The sequence below is a fragment of the Streptomyces huiliensis genome (assembly GCF_020037025.1).
GTDB lineage: Bacteria > Actinomycetota > Actinomycetes > Streptomycetales > Streptomycetaceae > Streptomyces > Streptomyces huiliensis.
Genome location: NZ_JAIQLH010000045.1, coordinates 20,799 through 42,073 on the forward strand (window position 1 = coordinate 20,799; position 21,275 = coordinate 42,073).

A 21,275-nucleotide genomic window follows, 5' to 3' on the forward strand; every position below is an offset into this window, starting at 1 on the left:
CCGTCCGCCAAAGCCGTTGCCAAAGCCGTTGCCAAAGCCGTCGTCAAAGCCGTCGTCAAAGCCGTCGTCACGCGGGTTCTCCGTCCGCCAGTGCCGTCTGCACCAGCCGCGCCGCCGCGCCCCGCCGCACGAGGAAGCCCCGCCCCGGGGGCTGAGGCGCGGCGTACACCCCGGGGAACAGCTGCCCCTCCTGCCGGTCGCCGGTCATCACCAGGGCCGTCGCGCCGCTCTCCCGGAGGGCCATCAGGAACGGCTCGTACAGCGCGCGGGAGGCACCGGCCACACGCCGGGTGACGACGAAGTGCAGGCCGATGTCCCCGGCCGCCGGGACGAACGGCAGGAACGGCGCCAGCGGCTGCTGCCCCGCCGCCGCGAGGGCGTCGTAGTCGTCCACGAGCACGACGATCTTCGGCCCGGGATGCCGGCCGACGGGCCCCGACGGCCGGCTCCCGTCCGGCATCCGCTTCTCCAGCTCGGTGGCGACGACGGACGAAAGACCCTCACAGACGCGGGAGTTCGTCGCGTACCCGCCGCGGTAGGGCTCCGGGACGAGGGCGTGCAGACCGCGGCGAGGGTCCATCAGCGCGAAGACGATCTCCTCGTCGCTCCGGCGCGCCATCAGCCCCTGGGCGACCAGCCGCAGCAGGTTCGTCTTCCCGCACTCGCCGTCGCCGAGGACGAGCAGGTGCTGGTCGTGCCCGAACAGGTCGAGGGAGACCGGGCGCAGCCCCGCCTGGTCGACCCCGAAGGGTATGCGGAGCGGCTCCTCCGCGGGGGAGGGCAGGTCCGCCGCGGGGAGGCGGGTGGGGAGTACGCGCACCGGCCGCACCCCCTCACCCGGCCACGCCGCCCGGATCGCGGCCGCCGCCTGCCCGACGGCCGGCGCCAGGCCCGCCGTCGTGGCCAGCGCGTCGACGCGGGGCAGCGCGGTCTGGGCGTAGAGCTTGCCGTCGGTGAGCACCCGGCCCGGCTCGTCCGGGGCGAGGGCGGCGGCGAGCTTCCGGTCCACGCCGCTGTCGCCCGGGTCGTTCAGGCGCAGCTCGACGCGGGTGCCGAAGGCCGCCTGGGTGGCGATGCGCACGTCGTTCCAGCGGAGCATCGACGCGACGACGTGCACGCCGTAGCCGCCGCCGCGCTTGAGGATGTCGGCCACCGCGTCCTCCAGCGCGTCGAAGCCGCCGCCGAACCCGCCGCCGACGCCGTCCCGCAGCGCGCCGAAGCCGTCGACGACCAGCACGACCTCGGTGGAGGACAGCTCGGGCAGCCCGCCCCGGGAGCGGAGTTCGCGCAGGTGCTCCACCGAGTCGATCCCGTGCTCCCGGAAGAGGTCCGCCCGCTCGTCGAGCATGCCGCGCACCTCCTCGACCGTACGGGCGACCCGCTCGGCGTCCGCACGCCCGGTCACGCCGCCCACGTGGGGCAGCCCGGCGAGCGGTGCGAGACCGCCGCCGGCCAGGTCGAGCCCGTACACCGCGACCTCGCGTGGGGTGTGCGTCAGGGCCAGGGACAGCACCAGCGAGCGCAGCAGCGTGGTCTTTCCGGACTGCGGGCCGCCGATGACGGCGGCGTGCCCGCCGGAGACCGTCAGGTCGAGGACCCACCGGCCCTGCCACTGCCGGGCCGGGTCGTCGAGCAGCCCGAGCGGCACCCGCATCGGCCCCTCGCCGGCGTCCAGGCGGAGCCCGCGGCCGTCGGTGCGCAGGGGAGCGCAGGCGTCGAGGGTCACGGCGCGCGGCAGGGGCGGCAGCCAGACGGCGCGGGTGGGCGGTGCGGCGTCCTTGAGGCGGTCCACCAGGACCGACAGCGGTGTGGGGCCGGGCGCCCGGTGGCGTTCCGGCGGCGCGCCCGGCGTGGCCGCCGGCGGCTCGGGGGCGCTGACGGCGGGGTAGGGGAGGACCACCGGGCCGGTGTCGTCGGCGTCGCGGACGGCCGGGCCCCGGTACGGGCCCGAGACGAAGCCCGCCTTGAACCGCCGGTACACGCTGGTGTCGACCTTGAGGTAGCCGAATCCGGGGAGGGGCGGCAGCCGGAAGGCGTCGGGGGTGTCCAGCACCGTACGGCTCTCCTCGGCGGAGAACGTGCGCAGGCCCAGCCGGTAGGAGAGGTAGGTCTCCAGCCCCTTCAGCTTGCCGCTCTCGATGCGCTGGCTGGAGAGCAGCAGGTGGATGCCGATGGACCGGCCGATCCGGCCGATGGAGAGGAAGAGGTCGCCGAAGTCCGGCCGCTCCGTGAGGAGTTCACCGAACTCGTCGATGATCACGAACAGGTGCGGCATCGGCTCCAGACCGGGCCGGGAGGCCCGCAGCGCCCGGTAGTGGCCGATGTCGGCGAGGTTGCCCGCGTCCCGCAGCACCTGCTGGCGGCGGCGCACCTCGCCGGCGAGCGAGGTGTGGACCCGCTCCACCAGCCCCGCGCGGTGCTCCAGGTTGGTGATGACGCCGGCGACGTGCGGGAGTTCCGCGAACGGCGCGAAGGTGGCGCCGCCCTTGTAGTCGACCAGGACCAGGGCCAGGTCCTCCGGCGGGTGGGAGGAGACCAGCCCGAGCACCAGGGTGCGCAGCAGCTCGCTCTTGCCCGAACCCGTCGCCCCCACGCAGAGCCCGTGCGGGCCCATGCCGTACTCCGACGACTCCTTGAGGTCGAGCAGCACCGGCTCGCCGGCGTCGTCGACCCCGATGGGCACGCGCAGGAAGGCCCGTTCGCCGCGCGGCCGCCACAGCGTGTGCGGGTCGAGGGCGGCCGGATCGTCCAGGCCCAGCAGACCGGCGAAGTCGACGGTCCCGGCCAGCGGCGCGTCGGCGACGGACTCGGCGGACAGCCGGACCGGGGCCAGGGCCCGGGCGAGCCCCTCGGCCTCGGCGGCGGACACCCGGTCGGCGCTGCCGGCGCCGGCGGGCGCCTGCGGCGTCCGGAGGTCCTCCACCTGTACGTGGTCACCGGTCACCGTGATGCGCAGCGCGACCTCGCCCGGCTCCCGCACCCGCTCGCCCACCAGATGCAGGACGGTGACGCCCAGCTCGCCGAGCGACAACGCCTCGTCAGGACGGGGGAGTTCCGTGGCGTCCGTGCCGTGGCCGTCGCTGACGACGAGCATCCGGCCCAGCAGGTTCCGGGCATCCGCGCCCGAGAGGAGGCCGCGCCGGGCCTCGGCGGCGTACGCCGTGCGGTCGCGCAGCCCGGGCCCGAGGAGCCGGCCGAGCTCCGGGAGGCCGGACGCGATCCGGCGGGCGGGGACGGGACCGTCCCGGGTGTCCGGATCGAGCACGTGGGGCAGCCACTTGAGCCACTCCCAGTCCGGCAGCCGGTCCGGGGGACAGGCCAGCGCCACGGCGACGTCGTCCGGCGCGTGCGCCGCGGCCGTCTGGACGAGCAGCGCGCGGGCGACGCGGAGGACGTCCCGGCGCTCCCCGACGACACTGACGTTGCCGGCCCGGTCCAGGGGCACGGTGAGCGGGAGGTCCGCGGCGGTCCCGAAGCGGTGGGCGAGCGCGCCCGCCTCGTTGAGCATGAACGGGTCCGGGGGCGTCAGGACGCCGCCTCCCGCACTGCCGATCACGAGCGTGCGCACCGGCATCCGCCCGGTGCCCATGCGCACCCGCAGGAAGTCCGGGTCCGCGCGCCGCCGCTCCCACAGCCGCGCCGGGTCGCGCACCAGGTCGTGGAGGGCGGCCGGGTCCGGGTCGAGCAGCCGGGCGGCGGCCCGGTGCGCGCGCTCCTCGGCGACGAGCTCCTCGCGGAGCCCCTCCAGGTACTCCAGGTACCGCTCGCGCTGCCGCCGCCGGGTGCGCTGGGCCTTCCCGCGCTGCGACAGCAGCAGTCCCACCGAGCCGACGACGGTGACGACGAGCACCAGGGCGCCGATCGCCGCGAACTGGCTGTTGCGGACGACCGTCATCATGACGACCGAGCTCATGACGCCCGCCACCGGCATCAACGAGTGCAGCGCCCCGCCGACCTTGCCCTCCGGGAGGTTCGGCGGCGGCTCCACGACCCGTTCGGGAAGCGGCGCCGGGGGCCGGGTGGCACGGGCGGGACGGTGCACGATCCGGGTGGTCACGACGGGCGCCCGCCTCTGTTCAGCGACCGGGTCAGGACGTCCGCGGCGAGCCGCGTCACCTCGTCGTGGGTGCGCCGGGCGAGCAGCTCCGTCCTGATCGCGCCGCCCGCGGCGAGGTGGCGGTCGTAGGGGAGCGCGCGGACGGACACCCCGTCGAGCTCCAGCGCCTCGCGGGCGACCGGGATGTCGACGGCGGTGTGCGGTGCTCCCTCCGTCACGACCACCACCGTCCGCCGCAGCAGCCCGGGGCGGCGCAGCGTCGCCATCCAGTCGAGGACGGCCCGGGTGGCCACCACGCCCTCGGCGGTGGCGGGCGTGACGAGGACCCGGGCGTGGGCGGCCACCAGCGCGGTGCGGGACAGCTCGCTGGGCAGCGAGCCGCAGTCGACGACGGTGATGCCGAAGTACCGCCGCAGGGCGAGCATCACGGCTCGGTACTCGGCCAGCTCCAGCCGGGCGCCCACCCGGCCCTGACTGCCGGGCAGCAGCCAGCCCCGGTCCGGCAGCTGGACCAGGTAGCCGGTGACGTCGGTGAGCTGCATGGACGGGGTGACGATCCGCGCGAGGTCGCCGCAGGTCCACCGCACGCCAGGCGCGCCGAGCCGGGCGGGCAGGGTGCCGAGCGCGGCGTCCGCCTCCAGCATCAGCACGGGGTCCTGCCGGAAGTGCGCGTAGGTACGGCCGAGCAGCGCCGTGACGGTGGTCTTGCCCGCGCCGCCGCGGATGCCCGTCACCGCGATCTGCCGTCCGGTGGTGACCGGCTGCTGGAGCGCCTCCGCCGTCCGGGCCGCGTGCTCCACCTCGCGGGCGACGGAGGCGCCGGTCAGACGGCGGAGGGCACGGGCGACGCGGCGGGCGGCGGGGTCGCCGTGACGGGGGCGGGGCCTGAGGAGGGCGGCGGGGAGGGGGGTGGGGACGGGTGTGGGCGGGGCGGGTGCGGACGGGGCCGGTGTGGATGGGGCCGGTCGCGGTGGGGCTGGCGCGACCGCTTCGACGGGGGGTCCTTGGGTGACAGGCAGATCTGCGCCCGCCTTACCCGTTACGGCACCATCTCTCACCGCTTCGCCGAGCTCGCGCAGGACGTCGCTCTGCCAATCCTGTGGTGGCATCCACACCCTCCTAGAACTGGTGGAGCAGGCGCTCGAAGACCCCGAACTCGCCGACCGCGAGCGGGAACAGCGCGACCAGGCCCAGCGTCTCGGCCACGTCCGTCGCCCGGCGGAGCCGCACGCGCACGTGCTCCGGCGGCCGGACCGCCAGCACGCCGAGCGGTACCAGAGCGAGTGCCGCGAGGGCGGCCACAGGCCCGTACGACGGCCCGCCGGCCTCGTCGTGCCACAACAGCACCAGCCGTACCACCAGCACACTGGCTCCGGCCAGCAGCACCACGACCTCGGGCACCAGCGGGAAGGCGCGGGCGCGGGAGACCAGGACGAGGGCGGCCACTCCGGTGAGCGCGGTGCTCCAGGGAGAGAAGCGGCCGGTCACCGCCACCAGGCCGCCGGCGGTGACGGACGCGGCGACGGCCGCCGTGGCGAGGACCAGGCCCCGGTGCGCGGCGGCCAGGGCGGTCCGCACCTCGTACCGGCTCACGGAGGCGCCCCCGGCGCGGCGGTCGTCCAGCGCGGTCAGCCCGGCCGCCATCAGGGCGGCCCGGGGGAGCGCGCCGAGCGCGACGGCGGAGACGACGACGAGGACGCAGCCCACGCGGGCCACGTCGTGCTGCACGAGGGCGGCGCCCTCCCAGACGCCCGTGGCGACGACGACGGCACCGGCGCCGATCAGTCCGCCGCGGCCCAGCGGGGCCTTGGGCAGTCCGAGGAGCACGAGCGTCCAGGCCCAGACGGCGGCGACCGCGGCGAGCCGCACCTCCCAGGACCACCCGCGCCCGTCGGCGGCGGCCCAGACGGCCAGCGTGCCGACCTCGCCGGCGACCAGCACCAGCGTGGTACCGAGCGGCCGCCCGCCCCGGGCGGCGGCCATGGCCCCGAGCAGCGCGGCGAGCACGGCCGCGCCGGCGAGGGGCGGCGCGACGGCCGCGGCTCCCGCCGAGCCCCAGGCGAACAGCGCCGCCACGGCGGCCAGCACCGCGGCCGCCACTCCTGCCGTCCAGTCCCGGGGAGTGGGCCCCCAACGCCAGGCGCGGATGCCTAGATCGTCGGCGACCTCGTCCGTGACGTCGTGCACGACGGGCGCGGAGGGAGCGTCCTCGATCCGCACGAGCCGCAGGATCGCCCCGTCGGCGACGTCCGCGTCGGCCAGCGAACCCTCTTGCGGCAGCAGCGTCCCGTCCACGGTCACCAAGTGCCGCGCGGCGGGCGGATCGATCACCCGATCACCCAACAACCGCAGCACATCCGGCAGTAACCGCCCGATCGGCTCGTCGGCGGGCAGGACCACATCCACGCGCCGGTGCTCGGCGACGAGCGTCACCCTGCTCAACCGCCCCGGCGCGGCCCGCAGTTTCGTCTTCGCCCCTACGTTCGCCACTCGCCCGAACCTATCACCGGGGTACGACACCGGGCTTGGCCGAGGCGTGCGCCGCCTTGCGGCTGGGCGTGGGCGACTTGGAGGGACGACGCTTCGGCGTGGCCGTCGGCGTCGGCTTCCTCGTCACCGACGGCTTGGGCGAGACGGTCGCCCTCGGACTCGGCGACGGTGCAACGGACACCGACGGCCCCTGACTCGGCACCGACGTCGGGGCGGGCACGGACGGCACAACGGGCGCGGGCGGCGCCACGGTCGGCAAGGGCCGTTCCCTTTCCCGCTGTTGTTCCCGGTGCTGCTGCTGTTGCTGTCTCTGCTGCTCCCGCTGCTTGGCGATCACATGCTGCACAAACCCCCACCCCACACACCCCGCACACACCACAGCAGCCAACGCGACCCCGGCAAACACCCGCCCGAACTTCTCATCAGCACTCCGCCGCACCCGCTGCGCCCCAAACAACAACGCATCCCGCAAACGCCGCCGCCGCACGGAAACGGATTCGAGCAACTGGCTGTCGTAGTCCTTCACCGTCACCGCCTCCTTCGCTGTAGGGCAGTCGGCGCCTAATCAGGCGCGTGTCAGGCCGAGCCGATCCGTATCACGGCCGCCCGCGATGAACTCCGTACGGCTCCGCCGCATCGAAGGCATCGAGCGTGGCGTCGTCCAAGGCAACAAAGGGTTTCTCACGAACGAACCGGTCCCGCTCCTTGAGGGGCACAAACCACGGATGGAACTCCGCCCATCGGTTGCTCTCGACGCGGTACTTGCCCCATCCGGGGTGTTGGTCTTTGTCGCTATGCCTACCAGGCTGATTCCTCGTCGAGGGAATCCAGGGTGGCATCGTCCAGTTCGACAAAGGGGTCCTGTGAAAGGTATTCGTCTCTCGGCTGCAGGGCTAGGAGCCAGGGACGGAACCTGGCCATCTGGCCGACCTCTACGGCGAATTCACCCCCTCGTTCGAAAAGTACGAGCAGCGGTTCGTACGGGTCGGGAAGCCGGGGCAGGGACGTGCACTGCTCTTTCAGGTACGCCCATGCGACTGTATGCATGCAGAGCATGCTGGTGTGCGCGTAAAAGGTCCGGTCTTCGAGGTGCTCTACCAGTTGTTCCCTCACGTCAACAGGGATTCCCACGGTGTGATCAAAGGTCCGTGCCAGGGGGGGGTACGGCCAAGTATCTGCCCCCAGGTGCTCTGCCCAGAGTGCGGTACGCCTCAAGTGTTCACGCATCAGCTCGAAGCGGGACCGGGAGTGTTTGTCGTTTCCACCGACGGGGCGCCATTCGACAGCCAGCAGGCGTTCGATGACGGATTTCGCCAAGGATCCCACTATCTACCTTTCGAGTCTGTGTTTTATTTCACTTCTGAGGATCGCGTTAACGACCTCATCGATATTTGACAGATCTGGACTTATTCGTGTGTGCAGTTCTATGCCGATATTGTACTTCTCCCAATGTTTCAGGGCGCCCTCAGGAGTAAGGAGGGGTTCGTCATCGAGAGGGGAATAGTCGTGTGCTCCCAGCCTTTTCGGGTCCATGTCGGCCCCAGGGGGCCGGTAGGAAAATTCGGTGCGATAGGGGAGTCCCGCCTTCATTAGCTCGTGTTCGACGTACTCGTGCGCTATCAAGGCTCGCAAGTTTTGATCGTCGATCGGTCTGAGTATCCTGATGGGGTTTGCGGCTTTCCTCCAAAGTTCCGCTATCGATCTGAGGGGGGTGAAGTGGGCATCGTGTACGATTTTTCCGTTCTTGAGTTCTATGGTGTGTCTATCGAGGAACAAGTTCTTCTTCGCGATCTTAACCACGTTCTCATCGATGCCCAGTTTCTCTGCTATTTCCGGAGTGTCTGTCCGGCTTTCGCGGATGGCGGTATAGATGTCATGGACTTCGCGCTGGTGGCGGAGCTTGTGTAGCCGTTCTGCCTCTTCTGCCCCGAGTCGTGCGATATGGTCCGAGTCGGGTCCGAGACACTTCGAATTGCAAATGTGGTCCGGTGTCTCGGGATACTTGGTCCCGTCCTCCATAGTGTGACCCGGGTCTTCCCTGCCGCGACCGGCCGCCCCCGATGAGCCGTCACCATCTCCGGTCCTGCCGTCCGAGCCGCCGTCGTGGCCGTGCGTCCCGTGCAGGTCGTCAGGGCCCGGACCGTCGTGGGGCGTCTCCGAGTGATGCGAGTCGTGTGCCGCATGGCCCTCGTGCGCAGCCGGTTCGTGGCCGGGGCGCCCATGCCCGGAGTCCGCGTGCTCAGCGGAGTGGCCGGCTGCCGGGTGGGCGGGGCCCTCGCCGCCGGAGTCCCGTCCGCGCGGAGGCTGGCCGTGGCTCTCGCCCGAGTGCGGTGTTCCGTGCTCGGACTGGTGGGCTCGGGCGGACAGAGGGCTGTCCGTGTCACGTCCCGTCCGCTGCGTGCCCTCGGCCGGCCGGTCGTGCGAGCTGACGGTCGAGCGCGGCGCGTTCACGTCCTGCGTGTGCCGAGCGTCGGCGTGGGCCCGGCCCGCACCCACCGATACGGGTTCCCGGTCGGGCGGCAGGTGTGCGCCGGTGGAAGACGGTTGGTGAGGCGTCGGACGTGATGTGGGGGAGGGCGTCCCCGTGCCCTCGCCGTGCGCGCCCGGGCGTCCCGCACCCTGCAACTCCGCGCCCGCCGGCTCCGCCCGTACGCTGCCCTGCCCCCGCACCTCCCGCCCCCGGATGTCGACCAACGGGCCGTCCGGCCGGAGGTAGCGTGCCCGGCCCGGGAGGACGCTGGCGTCGGGGAGGCGGACCGTGCCGTCGGGGAGGCGTTCCATGCCGGGGGTGCGGTCGCGGAGGGCGTTGGCCAGGTCGCCTGCCTTCGGCAGGGACGTGGAAAGCTTGTTGAGGGACTTGTTGAGGACGAAGCCGGCACCCTTGCCCGCGTACGTCACGGGATCGATGAACCGGCCGGCCTTGCCTGCGGCGTCCAGGACCTTCGCCGCGGTGCCCGCCTTCGCCGCGGCGCCGGTTCCGGTGGCGGCCGTCAGGACGTTGAAGGTGAGGGCGCCCGCCGCCCGCTTGGGGTCCTTGCCCCACTCGTCGTAGGCGATGAGCGCCTTGCCGGTCTCGCGGGCGGCCCTCTTGGAGTCCTCGAAGAACTTGGGAAGGTAATCGTCGGGGATCTCGAACGCCCCCGTGCCGTACATGAGCGCGCCGACGGCCGTCTTCCCCAGGCCGGCCCAGGCCTGGCCCATCCGGTCCCAGCCGTCCACGCCGATCAGGGTGCCCAGGCCCTTGGTGGTGCCCCACACGCCGTCGATGACCACGCCGTCCCAGGCGAAGCTCTTGAGCGACTGCGGCTCGTACCAGTCGTACTCGCGCTCCACCGGATCGCCCCATGGCAACTTGGCGTGTTCGAGCATCTTGGCGTCGTAGCCGTACATGAACTTCTGGTGGGTGCCGTCGTCGGTGGTGAAGCGGGGGCCCCCGACCAGTGCCGTGATCTTGCTGGCGCAGCGCCGTTCGGCTGCCTCGAAGGCGAGTTTCGCGGTGGTGATGTCGTCCCGGATGCGGTTGTGGTGGTTGGTCTTCTTGGTGTCGTGTTTCCAGCGGCCGTCGCCCTCGACCGACATCATGAACGTCTCGGCCTCCAGGGCCAGAGCCGCCAGCTTCCGGGCGAGTGGACGCGCCTCCGCCGCGTACTCGGAGAGCGCGCCCGCCACCTTGTCGAGCTTCGCGGCGAAGGCGTGCGCGCGTTCCCGCACGGGCAGCGTCGTCGCGAACAACTGCTTCGCCTCCGGCGCCCGGTAGTGGGCGGCCAGTCCCTGGAAGCGGGAGTGGATGTCCGAACCGGTGGCCCGTAACCGCGCGGCGTCCTTGCGCAGCGCGCCGATGTAGCTTTCCAGGAGCTCGAGGTTGCCGGTGAAGACCGGGATGTTGGCCGGGTCGAGCTCCGTCACGGTTTTCCGCCGCCCTTCCGGGCCTGGGCAGTGAGCGCCTTGACGTCCGGGGCCCGGAGGGCGTCGTGCTGGGCCCGCGCGGCCATGGTCAGGTCACCCTTGATGTACTCCGAGGTCGCCTGGTACGCGCCGTTCATCGACTGTCCCGCGCGGGCCGCGACGAACAGAAGCTCCTCCTGGGTGTGCTGGGCGAAGTACCCGAGCGCCGCGGCGATGATGCCCGCGGAACTGCCGCCGGCACCGCCGTTGCCGCCCTTTTCCGGCGTCCCGGCGGCCGCGATCGTTCCGGCGCTGGTCCCCGCGTGCTGTATGTCGGCGACGTAGTCCGCCAGTTCGTCCTTCAGTGCGGACGTCGCCTCACGCGTGTTCCGCAGCGCGCCCTCCACGCCGGGCACGTCGATGTCCCAACCGGACACGGTTCACCTCCCCTCTCCGGTCCCCCCTCCGGCCGGGCTCACCCGATCCCGTCCACCGCGGCCTTCGCCCGCGCCAGCGTGGACCGCGCGGTGGCGTCGTTCTGCTCCATCGTCGAGCGCAGCAGCGTGATGATCTGGCGCACCTCGGCGGCGGCGCGCTGCCAGCGCAGCTCCTTCTCGTGGTACTGCTCGGAGACGCCGTCGGCTTGGAAGTCGGCCATGGCCGCCTTCACCGCGGTGTCCCGCTCGTTGAGCACCGCCTCCAGCCGGGAGATGATCCCGTGCAACGAGGTCTGCACCTGCGTGGAGGCGCCCAGGTCATAGCTCCGGCGGTCCGTGGTCGCCATCGTCAGCCTCCCTGGCGGCCCGCGAACCGCGCCGCGTCGAAGTTGGCGGCGCCCATCTGCCGGCGCGCGTTGTCCGCGTGTTCCTGGTCGCCCTCGCCGAACGAGGTGTCCATGCCGGCCTGGCCGCCCAGGATGGCGCTGAGCGCGCCGTTGAGCTCCGCGGCGACCTGTTCGGAATGTGACTTGAACTGATCGAACGCGGCGCGCCCGGCGCCGTTGAACTTCCCCTCCAGCGGCTGGGCCGCCACGATCAACTGCTGGATCAACTGGCCCAGATCGCCGTGCGAACCATGCGTCCGCGAGACCAGGCCGGACAGTGTCGCCTGCCCCATGTCGAACTTCACGAACCCACCCCCATCACCCTCGAATGGCACGCGGTGTCTCGAACAGCTCTATCAGGCGGCCGTTGGGGTGACCAAAGGGATTCCGGCGCAGGGGAGTTGGAGGCGCTCACATTCGGCCACGGCCCGTCACCGCAGCAGTGTGGCCACGTAGCCCGTCACCGCGGCAGGACGACCACGTACCCCCGCACCTCCCGTTCCACCGACGTGACCAGGGCCGTGCGGATCACGGCGGCCTGCTGGTCGGCGGACTCGCGGAGTTTGCGGGGGGTGAGGTGGACGACGGTGAGGCCGAGGTGTTCGAGGTGGCGGCGCTTGCGGGACTGGAGGTCCCAGAGGGCGTCCGGTTCCTGGCGGGGGGCGCGGGCGTCGATCTCGACGACGACGCCGTGGTCGGGCCAGTAGGCGTCGACCGGGCCGAGGGACGGGCCGCCGGGGAGGCGGAGTTCGACGTTCCAGAGCGGGGCCGGCAGGGCGTGGTCGGCGACCAGGGCGTAGAGGCGCTCCTCGGCCAGGGAGCGGCCCTCGGCGAGGAGGACGTCGACGGTGTCCACGATGTGCGGGCGGTTCAGCAGCCGGGCCCGGGAGAGTTCACGGACCAGCCGGGCCGCCTCGCAGTGGCCGCCACGGACGGCCTCGGTGAGCAGCCGGCGGATCTGGTCGGGGTCGGTGAGGCGGGTGACGGCGTCCGTGACCGCGCGGGCGACCGGGGCCACCGGGACGCCGGTCACCAGCCGGGGCCGGGGGACGGCGTGGGTGCGCACGGGGCGGACGAAACCGGCCTCGCGGAGCCGCCGGGTGCCGGGGACGAGGACGTCGATGCGGTCGATGCGCAGCAGCGGGGGAGCGCTGGTGAAGCGGTAGAGGGCCAGCGCCGCCAGGCCGGTGATCATCGCCTCCCCGTAGGGGGCGCCGGCCTGGGCGCCGCGTGGTTCCTGGGCGCCGCGCGGTTCCTGGGGCGACGCACCCGGACCCGAAACACCCTGCGCCGGGACGCCCTGCGTGCGGGCCCGGGTGTACATCAGGGCGGCGTGCAGCCGCTCCTCGCTGGTGGCGGGCCCGGTGTGGAGCAGGAAGACGCCGGGCAGCAGCTGCTGCCAGGGCCCGCCGGGGCGGCAGCGCTCGCTCACCGTGGACGAGGGGACGCCGTGCTCGCGCAGCTGCCGCGAGGTCAGGACGCGGTGGCGGACGTCGGAGAGGTGGTGGAGCGGGCGCGGGGAGAGGGGGGTCTCGTAGCTCATGACCCGGCCATTCCCGCTGTGTGCCCGCTCCTTAACCCCTGTTACAGGCTCGTCGACAAGTGAGGACAACCCCGGGCAGATGCACGGGAGTTCGAACCCCGATGGCCCGGATCAGGCCGCCGCGTCGCACGCCTGCGCCCGCAGGGCCCGCGCCAGGTCGTCCCTGGCCTCCAGCACCAGCCGGCGCAGGGCCGGCGGAGCGTCGGCGTGCTCCGCGAGCCAGGCGTCGGTGAGGTCCAGGGTCCGCCGGTCGTCCTGGAGCATCGGGAACAGGCCGCGCACGATCGCCATGGCGATCTCGATCGACCGCTCCCGCCAGACGCGCTCCAGCGCCGCGAAGTACGGCTCCACGTACGGCGCGAGCAGGTCCTGCCGCCCCGGCTGGTCGAAGCCCGCGAGGGTGGCCTCGGTGAGCGCGTTGGAGAGGGCGTCGGACTCGACGACGGTCCGCCACGCCTCCGCCTTGACCTCCGGGTCCGGGCGCGAGGCCAGGCAGCGGACGTGGTGGCGGCGGCCGGACGCGGTGTCGTCGCGGGCGAGTTCGGCGTCGATCAGTGCCTTGTCGGCCGCGCCAGCCGAAGCCAGGGCGGCCAGGAAGGTCCAGCGCAGCTCCTGGTCGACGGCCAGACCGTCGATGCGGGCGGTGCCGTCGAGCAGCCCGCGCAGCAGCTGGAGGTCGGCCTCGGTGCCGGCGGTCTGGGCGAGGAACCGGGCCCACGTCAGCTGGTGCCCGCTGCCCGGCTCGGCCAGCCGCAGCTCGCTCAGCGCGCCGCGGGCCAGGTCGGCGGCGGCCCGCTCGCGGTACTCCGGCGCCGCGTAGTGGACGAGCGCGGTCCGGGCGCAGAGGTGGAGCGACTGGAGGACGCCGATGTCGGTCTCGGCGCCCGCGAAGCGGAGCACCAGGTCCAGGTAGTCGCGGGCGGGCATCAGCCCGTCGCGGGTCAGGTTCCACAGCGCGGACCAGCACAGGGCCCGGGCCAGTGGGTCGGTCAGCTCGCCCAGGTGGCCGCGGAGGGTGGCGAGCGACTGCTCGTCGAAGCGGATCTTGCAGTACGTCAGGTCGTCGTCGTTGACGAGGACGAGGTCCGGCCGCTCCGCGCCCCGCAGCTCGGGGACGACCGTGCGCGGCCCCGTGACGTCGGCCTCCACCCGCGCGTAGCGGACCAGCTCGCCGGCGTGCCGGCGGTAGAGGCCGACCGCCACCCGGTGCGGGCGCAGCTCGGGGTGGTCGGCGGGAGCCTCCTGGAGGATGGCCAGCTCGGTGACGCGGTCCGCGGCGTCGTACGTCAGCTGCGGCGTCAGCGAGTTGACGCCCGCGGTCTGCAGCCAGGACCGCGACCAGGCGGTCATGTCGCGCCCGGAGGTCTCCTCCAGGACGGACAGCAGGTCGGTCAGGCGCGTGTTGCCGTACGCGTGGCGCTTGAAGTACCGGCGCGCGCCCTCCAGGAAGGCGTCCCGCCCGGCGTACGCGACGAGCTGCTTGAGCACCGACGCACCCTTGGCGTACGTGATGCCGTCGAAGTTGAGCTTGGCGTCCTCCAGGTCGTGGATGTCCGCCGTGACCGGGTGGGTGGAGGGCAGCTGGTCGGCCCGGTACGCCCACGCCTTGCGCTGGTTGGCGAAGGTGACCCAGGCGTTGGTGTAGCGGGTGGCCTCGACCTGCGAGAACGAGCCCATGAAGTCGGCGAACGACTCCTTGAGCCACAGGTCGTCCCACCACTCCATGGTCACCAGGTCGCCGAACCACATGTGCGCCATCTCGTGCAGGATCACGTTGGCCCGGCGCTCGTACGCCGCCTCCGTCACCTTGCCGCGGTAGACGAACTCCTCGCGGAAGGTGACGCAGCCCGGGTTCTCCATGGCGCCGATGTTGTACTCCGGGACGAACGCCTGGTCGTACTTTCCGAAGGGGTACGGGAAGTCGAAGTGCTCGTGGAAGAAGTCCAGGCCCTGCCGGGTGACGGTGAGGATCTCGTGGGCGTCGAAGTGCGGGGCCAGCCCCTTGCGGCAGAGGGCCGCCAGCGGGATCTCCAGAGTGGTGCCGTCGGGGAGCTTGTGGCTGTAGTGGTCGCGGACGACGTGGTACGGGCCCGCGACGACCGCCGTGATGTAGGTGCCGATCGGCTTGGTGGGGACGAAGCGCCAGGTGGCCGCCGTGTCGTCGGCGGGCTCGACGGGACCGTCCTGGGCGCCGTTGCTGATCACCGTCCACTCGGCGGGGGCCGTCACGGTGAAGGTGTAGGGGGCCTTGAGGTCGGGCTGCTCGAAGTTGGCGAACACCCGCCGGGCGTCGGCCGGTTCGTAGTGCGTGTAGAGGTAGACCTCGCCGTCCTCGGGGTCGACGAAGCGGTGCAGGCCCTCGCCCGTCCGGCTGTAGGCACACTGCGCGTCGACGACCAGGACGTTCTCGGCCGCGAGGTCCTCCAGCGCGATCCGGGTGCCGTCGAAGACCACGGCGGGGTCCAGCGCGCGGCCGTTGAGCGTCACGGCGGCGACGGAGGGGGCGACCAGGTCCGCGAAGGTGGACGCGCCCGGCTCGGCGCAGCGGAAGCGGATGGTGGAGACCGACCGGAAGGTGCGCGGCCCGCCGTCCGCCGGGTTCTCCGGACCCACCGCGGACCGCAGGTCCAGCGCCACCTCGTAGGCGTCCACGGTCAGCAGCTCGGCCCGTCGCCGGGCCTCCTCACGGGTCAGGTTCTCACCGGGCACGGCGGGGCTCCCTCGTCTCGTCTGCGGCGTCTGTGTCTTGTGCGTGGTCTTGTGCGTGGTCTTGTGCGTGGTCTTGTGCGTCGCTTCGCGTCTTCGGCGGACGCGGCGTGCGAAGCCGTCCTTCGACGTGTTTCGAACATCAGGAATCATGGCACGCACGGCGTGGTTGCAACCGTGACCGTCCTGCTTCCCGTGGAGACCGAGGAGACCCCGCATGACCGAGACCGAGAAGGTCACCGCCGACTTCTGGTTCGACCCGCTGTGCCCCTGGGCCTGGATGACGTCCCGCTGGATGCTGGAGGTCGAGAAGGTCAGACCCGTCGAGGTGCGCTGGCACGTGATGAGCCTCGCCGTCCTCAACGAGCACCGGCTCGACGAGGTCGACGAGAAGTACCGCGAGCTGATGACCCGGGCCTGGGGCCCGGTGCGGGTGTGCGTCGCCGCCGCCAAGGAGCACGGCGAGGAGGTGCTCGGCCGCCTCTACACCGCGATCGGCACCCGCTTCCACAACCAGGCCCTCCCGCAGGACCGCGCGACGCTCGTCGCCGCCCTGGAGGAGGCCGGCCTGCCCGCCTCGCTGGCGGACGCCGCCGACACGGACGCGTACGACGAGGAGCTGCGCGCCTCGCACCGGACCGGCATCGAGAAGGTCGGCGAGGACGTCGGCACCCCGGTGATCGCCGTGCCCGGCCCCGACGGCTCGGAGGTGGCCTTCTTCGGCCCGGTCGTCACCCCCGCCCCCAAGGGCGAGGCGGCGGCGCGGCTCTGGGACGGCACGCTGCTGGTCGCCTCGACGCCGGGCTTCTTCGAGATCAAGCGGACCCGGACGGTCGGCCCGATCTTCGACTGATCCAAGGGTCGCCCCTAGGGGACTCCGGAGGGGCGGTCCCCCGACCGAACCCGGTCGGCGCGCGCCCGCCCCTCCCCTCCCTTAGGGTCCGAACCATGGGCCAGACCGACCTCTCCCGGCCGCTGGGCCGCGACGGCGGCTGGGCCGAAGCCGAGCCGCCCTGCCGCAACGCCGCCTTCGCCGAGCTGCCCGTACGCCCGTACGACGTGCTCACGCTCGGCGCCTGCCGGGTGCTGGCGGCCCTGTGGTCCCTGCTGCGGCTGCGCCGGGCGGCGGGCATGCTGCGGCACTACGTGCGCGGCACCGGCGGCGTCCGCCGGATCGACGCCGACGAGCTGCTGGCCCTGCCGCCCGTCCGGGCCGCGGTCGACGAGCAGCTGGCCCGCTGGCGCGCGGAGGCGCTCGACCGGTGGGCCGGGGGTGAACGGTGGGCCGGGGACGACCGGTGGCCGGCGGACGACCGGTGGCCACTGGGGGAGCGGACGCCCGCCGCGTACCCGGCGGACAGCGGCTGGCGCGACCTGCTGATCACGCGCCGGACGCACGCCGACTGGTGGCTGGCCCTGCGCTGCGTGGAGTACCGGCTGACGGGCACGGTACGGGTGGACGCCGCCGGGGAGGCGGCCGTCGACTACCGCTTCGCGGTGCACAAGGCGTGGAACTTCGACCGGGGAAAGTCGGAACTCGGCATTCCGTTCGCGCCGTTCGCCCGCCTCCACGAGACGGGTCTGGCCCGCGAGTTCACCGTGACGGGAGAGGCGTTCGGACACGGCTGACCCCGCCCGGGGCCGGGGATGAGAGCATGGGGAAAGGCCCCGCGCGCATCGACCGCGCGAGGCCTTCCCGTGCCTGCCGCGTGACACGGGTGAGAAGACGATCACGAGCAGGCCGTTCGGGGGGCCTTACCGGCGAAACCCTGTGAGGGCCGGGCTCAGGGGGCGAGCAGCAGCGCGTTGACGCGCTCCTTGGCGGCGGCGTAACGCTTCGCCACGTCCTGCCAGTTGACGACCTGCCACATGGCCTCGATGAAGTCGACCTTCTGGTTCTTGTACTGCAGGTAGAAGGCGTGCTCCCAGGCGTCGAAGACCAGGATCGGGGTGGAGCCCTGGCCCACGTTGCCCTGGTGGTCGTAGACCTGCTCGACGATCAGCTTGCCGCTGAGCGGCTCGTAGGCGAGGACGCCCCAGCCGGAACCCTGCGTGGTGGCCGACGCCTTGGACAGCTGCGCCTTGAACTTGGCGAAGGAACCGAAGGACTCGGCGATGGCGTCCGCCAGCTCGCCGACGCCGTCCTTGTCCAGGGGCTCGCCGCCGCCCTCGCCCGTCATGTTCTGCCAGTAGATGCTGTGCAGGATGTGGCCGGAGAGGTGGAACGCGAGGTTCTTCTCCAGGCCGTTGACCGCGCCCCACTGGTCCTTGTCCCGGGCCTCGGCGAGCTGCTCCAGCGTGTCGTTGGCACCCTTGACGTACGCCGCGTGGTGCTTGTCGTGGTGCAGCTCGATGATCTTCGCGTCGATCACCGGCTGGAGCGCCGCGTAGTCGTACGGAAGTTCAGGAAGTGTGTAGATGGCCATGCCGAGCCCTCCGACTGCTTATTGCAATTAACTTGCAGGTAGACGCTATCAGCATGTGCACCTTCTTTCCCGTCGGACCGTGGGTCAAGGGGGCCGTCTCCGTCAAAAGACCGAGGCGGGGTCGGTCCTGGTGCTCAGGACCGACCCCGCCTCGGTGACGAGCGGGTGGCGGGACGTCAGTTCCGCCGGTGCGCCGTGGCGCGCTGGCGCAGGTAGCCGACGAGGGCGAGCGCGAGGGTGAGGCCGCCCGTGGCGTAGAGCTGCTGGGCCGTGTCCTCCTCGCGGAGCATCAGGCCGAGGGTGCAGAGGATGCCGATGAGGGCGACGACCGTCAGGTACGGGAACCACCACATGCGCACCACGAGCCTCCCGGGCTGCTCCTGCTCCAGCCGGTAGCGCATCATCAGCTGGGTGACGGCGATGAAGCCCCAGACCACCAGGATGGCCGCGCCCGTCATGTACAGCAGCCACTTGAAGACGGTGTCCGGCCACCAGTAGCTCAGCAGCACCGCGAAGAAGCCGAAGGCGGACGAGGCCAGCACGGTCCGCCGCGGGACGCCGGAGGAGACCTTGCCGAGGAAGCGCGGACCCTCGCCGCGCTCGACGAGCGAGTGCGCCATCCGGGACGCGCCGTAGATGTTGGCGTTCATCGCGGAGAGCAGCGCGATCAGCACGATCACGTTCATGATCTGGCCGGCGGCGGGGACGTCCAGGTACTCCAGGACGGCCACGTACGGACCGGACAGCAGCGACTTGTCGGTCCACGGGATCAGCGTGACGACGACGAGCATGGAGCCCACGTAGAACAGCGCGATCCGCCACATCGCCGTCCGGACCGCCTTGGCGACACCCTTGACCGGCTGCTCGGACTCCGCGGCGGCAATGGTCACCGTCTCCAGGCCGCCGTACGCGAAGACGGAGGCGAGCAGTCCGGCGAGCAGGCCGTCGGTGCCGTTGGGCAGGAAGCCGCCGTGGCCGGTGAGGTTGTCGGAGCCCGGGGAGTCGGTGCCCGGCAGCAGGCCGCAGATGGCCAGCACGCCGAGGACCAGGAAGATGCCGATCGCCGCGACCTTCAGGGCGGCGAACCAGAACTCGAACTCGCCGAAGTTGCCGACGGCCGCCAGGTTCGTGCCGCAGAAGACGGCCATGAACAGCAGGACCCACATCCAGGAGTCCGTGGCGGGGAACCACTTGACCATGATCGCCGCCGCGCCGATCGCCTCGACGGCGATGCCCACGCAGAGCTCGACCCAGAACATCCAGCCGGCCGTGAAGCCGGCCCACGGGCCGATGGCCTTCTCCGCGTGCACCGAGAAGGTGCCGGACGCGGGGTTGGCCGCCGCCATCTCGCCCAGCATGCGCATCACGAGCATCACCAGGAGCCCGGACACCGCATAGGCGAGCACGATTCCGGGGCCCGCGGCGGCGATGCCGGTGCCCGAGCCGACGAAGAGGCCGGCGCCGATCACGCCGCCCAGGGCGATCATCGAGAGATGGCGCTGTTTGAGGCCGTGTGACAGGGCGGTGCCGTGGCCCGGCGCCGTATCGGTGACCTCGCGCTCGGGCGCGGGGGTCGCATCTGTCCGAGTCATGGTCGTGTCTGTCCCCGTGGAATGAGTGATGAAAGGCCGCGACAAGCGCTGCAGCCCGGAAAAGTTGCCTCAGTGTGGGGGTGATGTTCGCTCAGGACAACACTTGTCACACGGATGTCCGATATTCAGACGCGAGGATTACTCTCCGCACCTGATATATCGCCAGAATCAATATCTTTACGCGTTACGGCCGGTCATTCCGACGGAGCCGGAGTTCCCGGATCCCCGCGACGGCGAGCACCGCGCCGGTCGCCGCCGCCGACCACAGCAGCTGCGGACGGGCGGCCTCGTCGGTGAGCATCAGCACCAGCACCGCGGCCATCCCGGCGAGAGCGGCCCAGGTCAGATAGGGGAAGCACCACATGCGCAACGTCAGTCGCTCGGGCATCTCCCGTTCGATCCGGCGGCGCAGCCGCAGCTGCGAGGCGGCGATCATGCCCCAGACGAAGAGGAGGACCGCGCCGACCGCGTTGAGCAGATAGCGGAAGATCGAATCCGGCCATTCCAGATTGAGGACGACGGACGCGAAGCCGAACGCCACGGAGGCGAACACCGCCCGGCGCGGCACCCCGCCGCGCGAGACCGTCAGCAGCGAGCGCGGGGCCTCCCTGCGCTCGGCGAGCGAGAACACCATGCGGGACGAGCCGTAGAGGTTGGCGTTGAGCGCCGACAGCAGCGCAACGAAGATCACGATCTGCATGATCTGGCCGGACGACGGCACCCCGATGCGGTCCAGCACCGCCACGTAGGGGCTCTGGCCGGGCTTCAGGGACGACCAGGGCAGCAGGGTGACGATGACGAGCATCGAGCCCACGTAGAAGAAGAGGATGCGCCACACGGCGCTGCGCACCGCGCGGCCCACCGCGCGCTCCGGGTCCTCGGACTCGGCGGCGGCGATCGTCACGACCTCCAGGCCGCCGAAGGCGAAGGCCACCGCGAGCACGCCGGAGATGACGCCGCTCCAGCCGTTGGGCAGGAAGCCGCCCTGGCCGGTGAGGTTGGAGAGGCCGACGGGGTCGGTGTCCGGGAGCAGCCCGAAGATCGCCAGCAGGCTGAGGCCGAGGAAGAGGAGGATCGCGCCGATCTTCAGGGCGGCGAACCAGAACTCGAACTCGCCGAAGTTCTTGACGGCGGTGAGGTTGGCGGTGGTGAACACCACCATGAACACCAGCACCCAGGCCCACTGCGGCATCCCCGGCACCCAGCCGTGCGCGATCTGCGCGGCGGCCGTCGCCTCCACGGCCAGCACGATCACCAGCAGGAACCAGTAGAGCCAGCCCACCGTGAACCCGGCCCAGCGGCCGAGCGCCCGCTCCGCGTGCACCGAGAAGGAGCCGGATGCGGGCATCGCCGACGACAGCTCGCCCAGCATCCGCATCACCAGCATGGCGAGTGCACCCGCCAGCAGGTACGAGATGATGATCCCGGGACCCGCGACGGAGATCCCGGCGCCCGAGCCGACGAACAGGCCGGCGCCGATCACGCCGCCGAGCCCGAGCATCGTCAGGTGCCGCTGCTTGAGCCCCGCGGACAGCGGCTCTCTCTCACCGGCGAGCGGCTCGGCGGCGGGGGGTGCGTCGTGCATGGGGCTCGTACTCTCGGTTCGTGCGGCGCGCGCTCGGGGCGCGCGGGACGCGGTGGCGCGATGTCTCGCGCGACATCTCGACGAAGCCTGCGGTGCCCGCGCCGCCCACGGGTCGGCGGTGGGCGCAAAGCATGCGACACGTGAAAAGTGCGCGCAAGTCTCACCATT

16 protein-coding genes are annotated in these 21,275 nt (G+C 71.9%); 3 read left to right on the plus strand and 13 right to left on the minus strand.

Annotation, left to right across the window (positions count from 1 at the left end; genetic code table 11):
- Positions 1–67 precede the first annotated feature (67 nt).
- From eccCa to eccD, 3 genes are all read right to left on the minus strand, one after another.
- A complete protein-coding gene (eccCa, locus tag JNW98_RS10115) occupies positions 68–4,057 on the minus strand; it encodes a type VII secretion protein EccCa (RefSeq protein ID WP_223767802.1) in 3,990 nt (1,329 codons plus the stop codon).
- Positions 4,054–4,857 (minus strand): MinD/ParA family ATP-binding protein, encoded by an 804-nt coding sequence (locus tag JNW98_RS10120; protein ID WP_308015545.1) that lies wholly within the window; start codon positions 4,855–4,857, stop codon positions 4,054–4,056. The genes eccCa and JNW98_RS10120 overlap by 4 nt, the downstream gene beginning before the upstream one ends.
- A 319-nt stretch (positions 4,858–5,176) precedes the next feature.
- On the minus strand, positions 5,177–6,547 hold the full coding sequence (eccD, locus tag JNW98_RS10125) for a type VII secretion integral membrane protein EccD (RefSeq protein WP_223767804.1): 1,371 nt from the start codon (positions 6,545–6,547) through the stop codon (positions 5,177–5,179).
- Between the two features lie 35 nt (positions 6,548–6,582).
- Between eccD and JNW98_RS10130 the strand changes: the two genes are divergently transcribed.
- Entirely contained in the window at positions 6,583–6,741 is a 159-nt protein-coding gene (locus tag JNW98_RS10130) for a hypothetical protein (RefSeq protein WP_223767833.1), read from the plus strand.
- A gap of 604 nt (positions 6,742–7,345) precedes the next feature.
- Here the strand turns inward: JNW98_RS10130 and JNW98_RS10140 are convergent.
- From JNW98_RS10140 to pepN, 7 genes are all read right to left on the minus strand, one after another.
- Entirely contained in the window at positions 7,346–7,864 is a 519-nt protein-coding gene (locus tag JNW98_RS10140; protein WP_223767805.1) for a hypothetical protein, read from the minus strand.
- 12 nt (positions 7,865–7,876) lie between these two features.
- Positions 7,877–10,453 carry a hypothetical protein gene (locus JNW98_RS10145; RefSeq protein WP_223767806.1) on the minus strand — a complete coding sequence of 859 codons (2,577 nt, stop codon included), beginning with the start codon at positions 10,451–10,453 and terminating at the stop codon, positions 7,877–7,879.
- Positions 10,450–10,869 carry a DUF6507 family protein gene (locus JNW98_RS10150; RefSeq protein ID WP_223767807.1) on the minus strand — a complete coding sequence of 140 codons (420 nt, stop codon included), beginning with the start codon at positions 10,867–10,869 and terminating at the stop codon, positions 10,450–10,452. Before JNW98_RS10150 ends, JNW98_RS10145 begins: the two co-directional genes overlap by 4 nt.
- Before the next feature lie 38 nt (positions 10,870–10,907).
- The gene (locus JNW98_RS10155) at positions 10,908–11,216 is read right to left on the minus strand and encodes a pore-forming ESAT-6 family protein (RefSeq protein WP_223767808.1); all 309 of its coding nucleotides are present in this window, start codon (positions 11,214–11,216) and stop codon (positions 10,908–10,910) included.
- A gap of 2 nt (positions 11,217–11,218) precedes the next feature.
- On the minus strand, positions 11,219–11,560 hold the full coding sequence (locus tag JNW98_RS10160; protein ID WP_223767809.1) for a hypothetical protein: 342 nt from the start codon (positions 11,558–11,560) through the stop codon (positions 11,219–11,221).
- Positions 11,561–11,715: 155 nt separating this feature from the next.
- Positions 11,716–12,798, minus strand: coding sequence for a hypothetical protein (locus JNW98_RS10165; protein ID WP_223767810.1), 1,083 nt, complete (start codon positions 12,796–12,798; stop codon positions 11,716–11,718).
- A 111-nt stretch (positions 12,799–12,909) separates the two neighbouring features.
- Positions 12,910–15,507, minus strand: a complete 2,598-nt coding sequence (gene pepN, locus JNW98_RS10170; protein WP_223767811.1) for an aminopeptidase N — start codon at positions 15,505–15,507, stop codon at positions 12,910–12,912.
- Positions 15,508–15,721: 214 nt separating this feature from the next.
- On the opposite strand from pepN, the gene JNW98_RS10175 reads away from it, so the two are divergent.
- Entirely contained in the window at positions 15,722–16,357 is a 636-nt protein-coding gene (locus tag JNW98_RS10175) for a mycothiol-dependent nitroreductase Rv2466c family protein (RefSeq protein ID WP_223767812.1), read from the plus strand.
- A gap of 95 nt (positions 16,358–16,452) precedes the next feature.
- A complete protein-coding gene (locus JNW98_RS10180) occupies positions 16,453–17,133 on the plus strand; it encodes a hypothetical protein (RefSeq protein ID WP_223767813.1) in 681 nt (226 codons plus the stop codon).
- Between the two features lie 155 nt (positions 17,134–17,288).
- Here the strand turns inward: JNW98_RS10180 and JNW98_RS10185 are convergent, their stop codons facing one another.
- The 3 genes from JNW98_RS10185 to JNW98_RS10195 all read right to left on the minus strand — a co-directional run bounded on the left by JNW98_RS10185 (position 17,289) and on the right by JNW98_RS10195 (position 21,107).
- The gene (locus JNW98_RS10185) at positions 17,289–17,930 is read right to left on the minus strand and encodes a superoxide dismutase (protein ID WP_223767814.1); all 642 of its coding nucleotides are present in this window, start codon (positions 17,928–17,930) and stop codon (positions 17,289–17,291) included.
- A 176-nt stretch (positions 17,931–18,106) separates the two neighbouring features.
- Complete coding sequence (locus JNW98_RS10190; RefSeq protein WP_223767815.1) at positions 18,107–19,522, minus strand: amino acid permease; 1,416 nt, start codon at positions 19,520–19,522, stop codon at positions 18,107–18,109.
- 184 nt (positions 19,523–19,706) lie between these two features.
- Entirely contained in the window at positions 19,707–21,107 is a 1,401-nt protein-coding gene (locus tag JNW98_RS10195) for an amino acid permease (RefSeq protein ID WP_223767816.1), read from the minus strand.
- Positions 21,108–21,275: the final 168 nt, after the last annotated feature.

Bases quoted from the DNA above. Each gene is read 5' to 3' on its own strand.
- JNW98_RS10155 (WP_223767808.1), bottom strand. From the start codon at position 11,216: ATGGCGACCACGGACCGCCGGAGCTATGACCTGGGCGCCTCCACGCAG.
- JNW98_RS10165 (WP_223767810.1), bottom strand. From the start codon at position 12,798: ATGAGCTACGAGACCCCCCTCTCCCCGCGCCCGCTCCACCACCTCTCC.
- JNW98_RS10175 (WP_223767812.1), top strand. From the start codon at position 15,722: ATGACCGAGACCGAGAAGGTCACCGCCGACTTCTGGTTCGACCCGCTG.
- JNW98_RS10180 (WP_223767813.1), top strand. From the start codon at position 16,453: ATGGGCCAGACCGACCTCTCCCGGCCGCTGGGCCGCGACGGCGGCTGG.
- JNW98_RS10185 (WP_223767814.1), bottom strand. From the start codon at position 17,930: ATGGCCATCTACACACTTCCTGAACTTCCGTACGACTACGCGGCGCTC.
- JNW98_RS10190 (WP_223767815.1), bottom strand. From the start codon at position 19,522: ATGACTCGGACAGATGCGACCCCCGCGCCCGAGCGCGAGGTCACCGAT.
- JNW98_RS10195 (WP_223767816.1), bottom strand. From the start codon at position 21,107: ATGCACGACGCACCCCCCGCCGCCGAGCCGCTCGCCGGTGAGAGAGAG.